Source organism: Streptomyces sp. ISL-12 (assembly GCF_018614415.1).
Taxonomy (GTDB): domain Bacteria; phylum Actinomycetota; class Actinomycetes; order Streptomycetales; family Streptomycetaceae; genus Streptomyces.
This window is the reverse complement of record NZ_JAGGOO010000016.1, coordinates 138,754-147,926: the sequence shown is the minus strand read 5'-3', so window position 1 is coordinate 147,926 and position 9,173 is coordinate 138,754. Positions and strand designations below refer to the sequence as shown.

At 74.2% G+C, this 9,173-nt stretch carries 9 protein-coding genes; 3 read left to right on the top strand and 6 right to left on the bottom strand.

Annotated features, from left to right (window positions below):
- Positions 1-88: 88 nt before the first annotated feature.
- The 3 genes from J7I94_RS05270 to J7I94_RS05260 all read right to left on the bottom strand — a co-directional run bounded on the left by J7I94_RS05270 (position 89) and on the right by J7I94_RS05260 (position 2,985).
- Positions 89-1,717 (bottom strand): cation acetate symporter, encoded by a 1,629-nt coding sequence (locus J7I94_RS05270; protein WP_215165473.1) that lies wholly within the window; start codon positions 1,715-1,717, stop codon positions 89-91.
- Positions 1,714-2,088, bottom strand: a complete 375-nt coding sequence (locus J7I94_RS05265) for a DUF485 domain-containing protein (protein WP_215165472.1) — start codon at positions 2,086-2,088, stop codon at positions 1,714-1,716. The genes J7I94_RS05270 and J7I94_RS05265 overlap by 4 nt, the downstream gene beginning before the upstream one ends.
- 285 nt (positions 2,089-2,373) lie before the next feature.
- Entirely contained in the window at positions 2,374-2,985 is a 612-nt protein-coding gene (locus tag J7I94_RS05260; protein WP_215165471.1) for a TetR/AcrR family transcriptional regulator, read from the bottom strand.
- Positions 2,986-3,072: 87 nt separating this feature from the next.
- On the opposite strand from J7I94_RS05260, the gene J7I94_RS05255 reads away from it, so the two are divergent.
- Both J7I94_RS05255 and J7I94_RS05250 read left to right on the top strand, forming a co-directional pair.
- On the top strand, positions 3,073-4,035 hold the full coding sequence (locus tag J7I94_RS05255) for a zinc-binding dehydrogenase (protein WP_215165470.1): 963 nt from the start codon (positions 3,073-3,075) through the stop codon (positions 4,033-4,035).
- Between the two features lie 54 nt (positions 4,036-4,089).
- Complete coding sequence (locus J7I94_RS05250) at positions 4,090-4,617, top strand: DinB family protein (RefSeq protein ID WP_215165469.1); 528 nt, start codon at positions 4,090-4,092, stop codon at positions 4,615-4,617.
- Here J7I94_RS05250 and J7I94_RS05245 read toward each other — a convergent pair.
- Positions 4,604-5,923 (bottom strand): S28 family serine protease, encoded by a 1,320-nt coding sequence (locus tag J7I94_RS05245; RefSeq protein WP_215165468.1) that lies wholly within the window; start codon positions 5,921-5,923, stop codon positions 4,604-4,606. The two genes, J7I94_RS05250 and J7I94_RS05245, sit on opposite strands and share 14 nt — an antisense overlap.
- Positions 5,924-6,130: 207 nt before the next feature.
- Between J7I94_RS05245 and J7I94_RS05240 the strand changes: the two genes are divergently transcribed.
- Complete coding sequence (locus tag J7I94_RS05240; RefSeq protein ID WP_215165467.1) at positions 6,131-7,096, top strand: TAXI family TRAP transporter solute-binding subunit; 966 nt, start codon at positions 6,131-6,133, stop codon at positions 7,094-7,096.
- A gap of 15 nt (positions 7,097-7,111) precedes the next feature.
- Here the strand turns inward: J7I94_RS05240 and J7I94_RS05235 are convergent, their stop codons facing one another.
- Both J7I94_RS05235 and J7I94_RS05230 read right to left on the bottom strand, forming a co-directional pair.
- Positions 7,112-8,503, bottom strand: coding sequence for a HAMP domain-containing sensor histidine kinase (locus J7I94_RS05235; RefSeq protein ID WP_215165465.1), 1,392 nt, complete (start codon positions 8,501-8,503; stop codon positions 7,112-7,114).
- Positions 8,503-9,168 (bottom strand): response regulator transcription factor, encoded by a 666-nt coding sequence (locus tag J7I94_RS05230; protein WP_215165463.1) that lies wholly within the window; start codon positions 9,166-9,168, stop codon positions 8,503-8,505. The genes J7I94_RS05235 and J7I94_RS05230 overlap by 1 nt, the downstream gene beginning before the upstream one ends.
- Between the last annotated feature and the right edge of the window lie 5 nt (positions 9,169-9,173).

The window sequence follows — 9,173 nt, the reverse complement described above, 5'->3', positions numbered from 1 at the left end:
GTGATCCGCACGACAGGCCCTTGGCGAGGACCGTGCCCGGCCTCCGCGCGCGGCGCGGACCGGTGCCCCCATGGGAGCCGTACGGCGGTCAGTCGTCCGGGGTCCATCCGGGGCGGCCCCGCGGCGGGCCGGCCAGGACGAGGTGTTCGACGGCCGCGTACCGCTCGCGTTCGCGCCGTGCGCCGCGGCGTCCGCCGCACAGGGTCCCCAGCCAGCCGAACGCGAAGCCCAGCGGCACCGACAGCAGGGCGGTCGTCGAGAACGGGAACCAGTTGAAGTCGGCCTCGGGGAAGGCGGCGGCCGGGGAACCGGAGACCAGCCGGGTGCCGGACATCAGGACCAGGGTGACGGCCGAGCCGCCGATCAGGGTGCACAGCAGGCCGGTGCGGCTGAAGCGGCGCCAGAACAGGGTGAAGACCAGGGCGGGGGCGATGGCCGATGCGCCCAGGCAGAAGGAGAGCGTCGCCAGCGGCTGCAGGCCGCGGTGCTGGGCCAGGGCGGCCAGCACCACCACCGGTACTCCGACGGCCAGCGCGCTGACCCGGGCCAGGGTCGTCTCCCGCACCGGTCCGAGGCCCGTGCGGCGGGAGGCGGCGACGTCGTGCGCCAGCGAGTTGGCGCAGGCGAGCGTCATCCCGGCGACGGAGGCGAGCAGGGTGAGGAAGACCGCCGTGGTGACCGTGCTGAACAGCAGGCTCTCGGCGCGGGACACCTCGGGGCCGAACGCGGCCCGCGCGCCCAGCAGATAGGCCGTGCTGCCGCGCGGGTCCGCCGCGGTGATCCCCGCGCGGCCGACGAGCGCCGTGGCGCCGATGCCGATGACGGTGATCACCAGCATGAACAGGGCCACCGACGACACCGCCCAGGACATGGTGCGCCGTACCTGCGGGGCGCTGCCGGCGGTGTACATGCGCATGGTGACGTGCGGCAGGCAGGCGCCGCCGAGCACGATGGCGACCTGTGTGCTGATCATGTCCGCGCCGGGGTGGGGCCCGTCCGCGAACTGCAGTCCGTACCGCAGGAACGCGTCACCGGCCCCGCTGCGCCGCGCGGCCGTGTCGACCATGGTCCCCGGGTGCCAGTCGAACGTGTGCAGGATGAGGGCGGCGACGACCAGTCCGGAGCCCAGCAGGATGACCGTCTTGAGGATCTGGATCAGCGCGGTGCCCTTCATCCCGCCCAGCGCCGCGTAGCTGATCATCAGGAGTCCCGCGCCGACGACGCACCCGGTCTTCATGGTGCTGTCGGAGAAGCCCAGGATGAACGCCAGCAGCTGCCCCACGCCCGCCAGTTGCACGGTCATCATCGGCACCAGCGACAGCAGCGTCACCGCGCACGCCGCGATGCGCACGGACCGCCCCGGCATACGCCGGCCCAGCACGTCGCCCATGGTGAACCGGCCCGTGTTGTGCAGGGGTTCGGCGAGCAGCACCATCAGCAGCAGCAGGGACAGCAGTGTGCTCAGGGCCAGGACGACCCCGTCGTAACCGCACAGCGCGATGACCCCGCCGATGGTGAGGACGGTGGCGGCGGAGATGTAGTCGCCGGCCACGGCCAGGCCGTTGCGCAGCGGCGACAGCGAGCGGTAGCCGGTGTAGAACTCCTCCAGGTCGTCGCGGTCGGGGCCGGTCAGCACGCACAGCAGCAGCGTGACGGTGACGACGCTGCAGAACGCGACGAGGGACCAGGACTGGGCGGCGCCCCCGAGTTCCGTCATCGCGGCGGCGCCCCGTCACCGTCGGCCGGACGTCCGTACCCGCTGACTCTGCGGGCCGGCGGATCGACGTACCGGCGTGCCGTGTACGCGAAGAGGACGACGGCCAGCCAGGTGACCGGCACCTGCACCAGGGCCAGCAGCAGTCCCGTGGGGAGTCCGCCGGGCGCGGGGCGGGCCATGAAGGCGGGGGCCTCGACGGTGAGCGTGAGGAAGACGGCGAAGTAGCCGAGGGCGGCGAAGGTGGCCACCCGCCGCTGCCGGCGGCAGGCGCGCCGCAGGACCCGCAGCGCCCGGTGGTGACCGGACCACGAGGCCGGGCCGGCCCCGTCCCGCTGTCGGACCGGGTACGACTCCGAGTTGTCGTAGGACATCTCAAGTCTCCTAGCGCGGCAGGGGGTCCGGCACGCATCGCACGCTATGCGGGTGCCACGGGACGCGAAGGGTTTTCCGTTGAACTGTCCGACGGGGTTCCGCCCGTGGCCGGCCTCGTCCGTTGCCCCTGGTGCCGCTGGGCCGGGAGGAGACCCGAGTGGCACCCTCCGCCTCGTCTCGCGTGGCCCCTCTCCCCCATCGGCCGTAGCCGCCCGTACGTCCCGCGCCGCAGTGCCGGGGCGTCCATCGGTGCGGCCGGGACCGCTCCCGTCGTGCGGGGCGGCTCAGGCCGGCCTGGCCACCGGCGGCAGCGGCGCGTGGTCCGGGGATGCCTGGAACGCCTGGATCACCAAGGCGGCGAAGCGGCGGGAGGCGGCGGCCCTGGCGGCCGTCGACGAGGCCTGGATGCCCCGGTTGGCCATGAGGACGAGGATCAGGTCGTCCAGCGCGAAGTCGGGCCGCAGCCGGCCGGCGTCCTTGGCGCGCCGGGCCAGTGCGGCGACCGCCCGCAGGGTCCGTTCCCGGTCGGCGGCGAAGTCCATGGCGTCGGGGTAGGCCGACATGAACGCCTCGGTGAAGCCCCGGTCGTGGGCGTGCAGCGCGCAGATCCTCTCGATGACGCGGCGGAAGCCGTGCCATGGGTCCGGGTCGGCGAGACCGTCCTCGGCGATGTCCTGGCAGGCGCGCATCTGGTCCGCGAAGGCCTCGGTGGCCAGGTCCCGCTTGGTCGGGAAGCGCCGGTACAGGGTCGCGGGTCCGACGCCGGCCTGCCGGGCCACCTCCCGCATCGGTACGTCGAGCCCCCGGGTGGCGAACAGCGCGCGGGCCGCGTCGAGGATGCGGTCACGGTTGTCGCGGGCGTCGGCGCGCAGGGTGTGAGGCAAACGGTCGGTCACCGCTCTCACTTCAGCGAAGTGGACGGGGGCGTCCGTTAGCGTCCGACGGCGGGGAAACACCACGTCCGGGGCAGTGAGGAGACGGCGTTGAAGGCAGTGTCGATCGAGGCGTTCGGGGGTCCGGAGGGTCTGGCGGTGGTCGACCTGCCGGCTCCGGCCCCCGCCGCCGGACAGGTACTGGTCACCACCGAGGCGATCGGCGTCGGTGGCGTCGACGCCGTGATCCGCAGCGGCGCGCTCGCCGCGTACGGGTTCCGGGAAGGCCATGTCCCCGGCGGTGAGGTGGCGGGCACCGTGGCCGCCGTAGGCGACGGGGTGGACCCGTCATGGACCGGCCGGCGGGTCTGGGCGTCCACCGGTACGGGCGGCGGCTACGCCGAGCAGGTGACGGCACCGGTGGCGGAGGTCCTTCCCCTTCCCGCGGGCCTGTCCGCCGTGGCGGCGGTGACGCTCGGCAGTTCCTCGGTGGTGGCGCACTTCGGTCTCGCGCACTCCCGGTTCGCCGCCGGCGAGTCGGTGCTGGTGCGGGGTGCGGCGGGCAGCCTCGGGATCGCGACGGTCCAGCTCGCCGCCCGGGGCGGGGCCGGCGCGGTGGCGGTCACGACGTCGTCCGCCGAGCGCGGCGCGCTCCTGCGTGAGCTGGGCGCGACCCATGTGCTGGACCGCTCGGGTGCGGGGGGCGAGGACACTCCCGCCGGATACGACGTCGTCATCGACGTGGTGGCCGGTGCGGACATGCCGTCCTTCTTCGACAGGCTCCTCCCGAACGGCCGGCTGGTCGTCGTCGGCGCGGTCGGCGGGCAGCCGCCGGCGGACTTCGGCACGGCGTTGATGGCGGCGTTCCAGAGGTCGCTGTCGTTCGCGACGTTCAGCGCCGCGACGGTGTCCGTGGCGGACCGGCAGGCCGTGCGGAGCGAGCACTTCGCCGCCGCGGCGCGCGGCGAACTGCGTACGGTGGTGCACGAGGTACTGCCGCTGGAGCAGGCGGTGCGGGCGCACCGGAAGATGGACGCCGGTGAGGTGTTCGGCAGGATCGTGCTGACGCCGTAGGAGGATCCGCGGCGGACGGTCGTGCGACGGGCCCGCCCCTGCCATGGTGGTTCCATGAAGACGACACCGGACGGCCGGCCCGTCCCGCCGCTGTACGCGGACGAGCGTCCCATGCTGGAGGCCTGGCTGGACTTCCACCGTGCGACGCTCGCCCTCAGGTGTGCGGGGCTGCGGGACGACCAGGTGCGACTGGCCGCGGTGGCACCGTCGTCGCTGACGCCGCTGGGTCTCGTCCAGCACTCGGCCGAGGTGGAACGGCACTGGTTCCAGGGCGTCTTCGCGGGCGAGGACGTACCCCCGGTGTACGGGGCGGACAACGCCGACGGCTTCGGCCCGGCGCCCGGCCGGGGGCTCGACGAGGCCCTGGCCGTGTGGCGGGCGGAGGTCGCCCGGGGCCGGGAACTCGTCGCGGGCGCGTCGCTGGACGACCGGGGCCGGCTGTCCGCGCGGGACGCCGGCCACGTCGGTGGTGACGGGGTCTCGTTGCGCTGGATCCTGGTGCGTCTGATCGAGGAGTACGCACGGCACAACGGTCACGCCGACCTCATCAGGGAGCGCGTCGACGGAGTCACCGGGGCGTGAGAGGTGCTCCCGTCCAGCGGGCGAGGGCGGACACCGCCGCGGCGCGGTCGGCGGTGGAGAGGCGCGCGATGGCGACGTGATGGTCGCCACCGGGTACCCACAGGGTGCGGGAGTCCCGCCCGCCGGGACGGAAGTGCTCGGCGACGGCCGGGTCCCGCTCGCCGTTGACGAACAGTATCCGGTGCCCGTGCCGGCGCACCCAGCGGTCGATGTCGGGCATGGCGCCCGGATCGAAGCGCATCGGGATGTCACGCGGGACGAAGGAGCGCGGCGCCAGCGCGTCCGGATGGCGCAGCAGGTCTGCCAAGTGCGCGACGGGCACGTCCAAGTACCCGAGCTGGGTGCCGAGTTGGTAGAAGTACGGGACGTACTCCCGGACCGTGGCGTCGGCGTAGACGGGGAGGGCGGCGGTGGACCACAGCCATGTGTACAGCTCGTCGGTGGTGGCGTCGGGGCCGGGGATCGCGGGGCCGCTGTTCTGCCAGAACATGAAGGACGCGCGCAGCACCGCGGTCTCGAAGGCCTGGTCGGCACTGCCGATGATGCTGAAGCCGGTGCCCTCGGAGGCGGCCCAGGCCGTGTAGCGGGCGACCATGTCGGCGCGGCGCAGGAGGCATTGGCGTTGCGCCGCCTTGAGGGCGTCGCGTTCGGCGGCGGTGCCCACGGTCTCCAGGAAGCGGTGGTAGGCGCTGTCGTCCTGGTCGTCCACGTTGTTCGGCGCGGAGTAGGCCACGGTGCCGTCCACGTCGTGCGGGTGGAACCTGCGGTGGTAGACGCTCGCCATGCCGCCCTTGCTGCCGCCGACGGAGATCCACGCGCCGGGGAGAAGGCGACGCAGAGTCCGGATCACGCGGTGGTGGTCGTCGGCGGCCTGCCTGATCGTCAGGTGGCGCCAGTCGGGTGTGCCGGGGGTCGAGGCGCCGAAGAAGCGGTGCTCCACCTCGACCTGGTTGCCGCCCAGCAGCTCGGTCGGTTCGGTCCTCTCGGGAGTCAGCCCGGCCGCGTACCCGCCGGTGTACACGACAGTGGGCCGGTCTGCGGAGGTGTGCAGGAGCGCCAGCCGCTGTTCGAAGGTGCCGGCGGCCGGGTCGGTGTGGTCGACCGGCTGGCGCAGCCCGAGGACGAAGAACCGGTACCCGGGGTGGCCGGCCGGCTGTTCCGCCACGATCCTGAGTCCCGGCAGGGCCCTCAGCCGTTCCACCAGGCCGTCGTGTCCCGAGCCGTGCGCGGGTGCCGTCCCCGCGGCGGCGAGCCCGGTGGCGGAGGCCGCCGTGAGGAGCAGGCGTCGTCTGGTCCAGTCGCGCATCGTGGTCCTTCCGTTCCGTTTCGTTCCGTGGGAGATGACGGCGTCTCCGGCCGACCGCTCCAGTACAGCGGTCCGGCGCGGCGGGGAGATCCCGCCCGTGGGGGACGGGCCTCCCCCGGGCGGGGGAGAGACGGCCGGGCACGCGGGCACGGGACAGGGACGACGGGGCGAAGACGGGCCGCCCAGTGGCCGGACTACCATCGTCCCGTGTCCCCCCGTCCCCGTCCGCAGGCGGCCCGCCGCACGCTGCTCGCCCTGGCCGCCGCGGTGGCCGCGTCGAGTCCCGCGACGGTCCCCGGCCGGACCCGGGTGCGGTCGCTGGTGCTGGCGACCGGGCTGTCGGGTGCGCCGTACGGCACCTTCGGCAGCCGGCTGGCCCGGGAGATCGACCGGCGGGTGGGGTCCCTGCGCGTCGACGTGGTCAACACCTCGGCGAGCATCCGCAACCTCCGGCTGCTCGGTTCCGGCGACGCCGACCTCGGTCTGGTGCTCGGGGACAGTGCCGCGGACGCCTTCGAGGGCACCGGTGGGTTCTCCCGGTCGCTGCCGGTGTCGGCGCTGGCCCGTATCTACCTCAACTACACCCACCTGGTGGCACGTCCCACGGCCGGGGTGGCCACCGTGTCGGACCTGGCGTCGCTGCGGGTCTCCCTCGGTGCCGAAGGGTCGGGGACCGTCGTCGTCGCCCGGCGGATCCTGGCCGCCGCCGGGCTCGGCGGGCGGGTGCGCCGCTGTTACCTGGGGCTCGACGACTCGGTGCGGGCGCTGCGGCGCGGTGAGATCGACGCGTTCTTCGCGTCCAGCGGAGTGCCGGCGAGCGCCGTCACCGAACTGTCCGCCGCCCGGCCCGTCACGCTGGTCCCGCTGGACGGGCTGGCCCGGGTGCTGCGGGCGGAGCACGGACCGGCGTATGTCGATGTGTCGATACCGGCGGGGACGTACGGGCAGGAGTCCGAGGTGCCGACGGTGGGTGTGCCGACGTATCTGATGGCCCGCTCGGCGGTGTCGGCCCAGGACGCCTTCGAGGTGACGCGGGCGATGTTCGCGGCGCGGCAGACCCTGCCGGGTCCGGAGGTGCCCGGTGCCTACCTGGACGAGCGGTACGCGATCGGCACCGATCCGGTGCCGTTGCACCCGGGGGCCGTGCGGTACTACCGGAGTGTCTACGGCTGAGCACGCCGTACGTGGTCACCGGCGGCCGGGGCCGAGCAGGCGGAACTCGACCACCAGGCCGTACGGCCGGGCCGCCCGCAGGCCGAGGGTGCCGCCCGCCGCACGGGCCAGTTCGTCGGCGATGGCGAGGCCCAGTCCGCTGCCGTCGACGCCGCTGTGCCGGGGAGAGCGCCAGAAGCGGTCGCGGGCGGCGGTGAGTTCCCCGTCGTCGAGCCCACGGCCGTCGTCCTCGATCCGCAGCAGTACGTCACCGGCGCCCGGGGCCCCGGCGCCGGCCGTGTCGGTGACGGTGACGGTGACGGTTCCGCCGCGCGGGACGAACTTGACGGCGTTGTCGACCGCGATGTCCGTGATCCGGCCGACGGTGTCGGGCGGGCACCGCACCACCAGGGCGGCGGGCAGCACGGTACGCAGCCGCACGCCCGCGGCCTCGGCGACCTCCGCCCAGACGCGCAGCCGGGGGGCGAGTTCGGCGACGACGTCGACGGGCTCGGCACGGGCGGCTCCCTTGGCCTCGATGCGGCCGAGGGTCAGCAGGTCCTCCAGGAGGGTGCCGATGCGGTCGAGTTCCTCCATGGCGCTGTGGTAGCGGTCGGCGCCGGACTCCTTCAGGTGCGGGCGCAGGTTCTCCAGGCGGAGGCTGAGCACGGCGAGCGGGGTGCGCAGTTCGTGGGAGGCGTCGGAGACGAACGCGCGCTGCTTGTCCAGCGCCGCGGCGACGGCGTCGGCCATCGCGTTGAACCGCGACTCCAGCCGCCGCAGCTCGGACGGTCCGCCGCCGGTGTCGGGGACCCGGGCCGTCATCCGGCCCTGGGCGATCGCCTCGGTGACCGCGTCCAGTTCGTCGACCGGCCGCAGGGCCCAGCGGGCGAGGCGCCGCGCGGCCTCCACCGCGAGGGCGAAGGCGACCGCCGCTCCCCCGGCCAGGGCGAGCCACACCATCAGGACGTCGTCACGGGCCTCGGCGGTGGGCGCGGCGAGCAGCACCACGCCGGTCACCTGGGCGTCGCTGCCCACGGGTTCGGCGATCACCACCCGGTCCGGTCCGAAGACGGTGACCAGCGGGAGGTGCGAGGTGGTGCGGCCGGCCAGGGCCCGGCGCAGCGGTCCGGCGCTGTGCGGCACGCCGCCGCCCGCGCCGACCAGGACGGTGCCGGTGTCGCGGCGTACCTCCACCGAGGCGCCGTAGAGCCAGGCGTAACGGTCGGCCTCGGCGCGCAGCACACTCGGGTCGCTGTCCTGGATCGCTCCTTCGGCCAGCTCCGCGAGCCGGGTGGCGTCCGCGCGCCGGGCGAGCAGGAGTTCGGCGGTCCGTTCCTGGGTGTAGGCCAGGCCCAGGGGGACGGACAGGGCGAGCAGGACGCCGCCGATCAGCGTGAGGTAGGTGGCCAGCAGCCGGCGGCGCATCAGCCGCCCAGCCGGTAGCCGACCCCGCGCAGGGTACGGATCAGGTCGGGCCGGCCGGTCTTGGTGCGGATGCCCCAGACGTGCACGTCGAGCGAGCGGGAGACGGCGAGGAAGGCGTCTCCCCAGACCGCGTCCATGATCTCCTGCCGGCTGCGGACGACCCCGGGCGTCCCGGCGAGCAGGGCGAGGACGTCGAACTCGCGTGCCGTCAGGGTGACCTCGCGCCCGGCCACGGTCACCGTGCGGGACGCCAGGTCGATGTGGACGTCGCCGACGTCCAGTTCCGGGGAGCCCCCGCCGGGCAGCCGGGACTGCCCGGCGCGGCGGCGTACGGCGTCCATCCGGGCCAGCAGTTCCTTGATGCGGAACGGTTTGGTCAGGTAGTCGTCGGCGCCCTGGCTCAGGCCCTGGAGGACGGTGCGTTCGTCGCCGCGGGCGGTGAGCACGATCACCGGGACGGCGGAGACCCGCCGCAGTCGCCGGAGCATCTCCAGGCCGTCCATGTCCGGCAGTCCGAGGTCGAGGAGGACGAAGTCGGCGCGGTCCTTGCGGCGCAGTCCCTCGTCGGCGCGGCTCACCCGCTCCACCGGGTGGCCGCGCTCGACGAGGGCCGTGGTGAGGGCGTCGGCGAGCCGCTCGTCGTCCTCGATCAGCAGCACACGCATGGCGT

Excerpts from the sequence above, each read along its gene's own strand:
- J7I94_RS05230 (WP_215165463.1), bottom strand. The coding sequence starts at position 9,168 with ATGCGTGTGCTGCTGATCGAGGACGACGAGCGGCTCGCCGACGCCCTC.
- J7I94_RS05250 (WP_215165469.1), top strand. The coding sequence starts at position 4,090 with ATGAAGACGACACCGGACGGCCGGCCCGTCCCGCCGCTGTACGCGGAC.
- J7I94_RS05270 (WP_215165473.1), bottom strand. The coding sequence starts at position 1,717 with ATGACGGAACTCGGGGGCGCCGCCCAGTCCTGGTCCCTCGTCGCGTTC.
- J7I94_RS05235 (WP_215165465.1), bottom strand. The coding sequence starts at position 8,503 with ATGCGCCGCCGGCTGCTGGCCACCTACCTCACGCTGATCGGCGGCGTC.
- J7I94_RS05245 (WP_215165468.1), bottom strand. The coding sequence starts at position 5,923 with ATGCGCGACTGGACCAGACGACGCCTGCTCCTCACGGCGGCCTCCGCC.
- J7I94_RS05265 (WP_215165472.1), bottom strand. The coding sequence starts at position 2,088 with ATGTCCTACGACAACTCGGAGTCGTACCCGGTCCGACAGCGGGACGGG.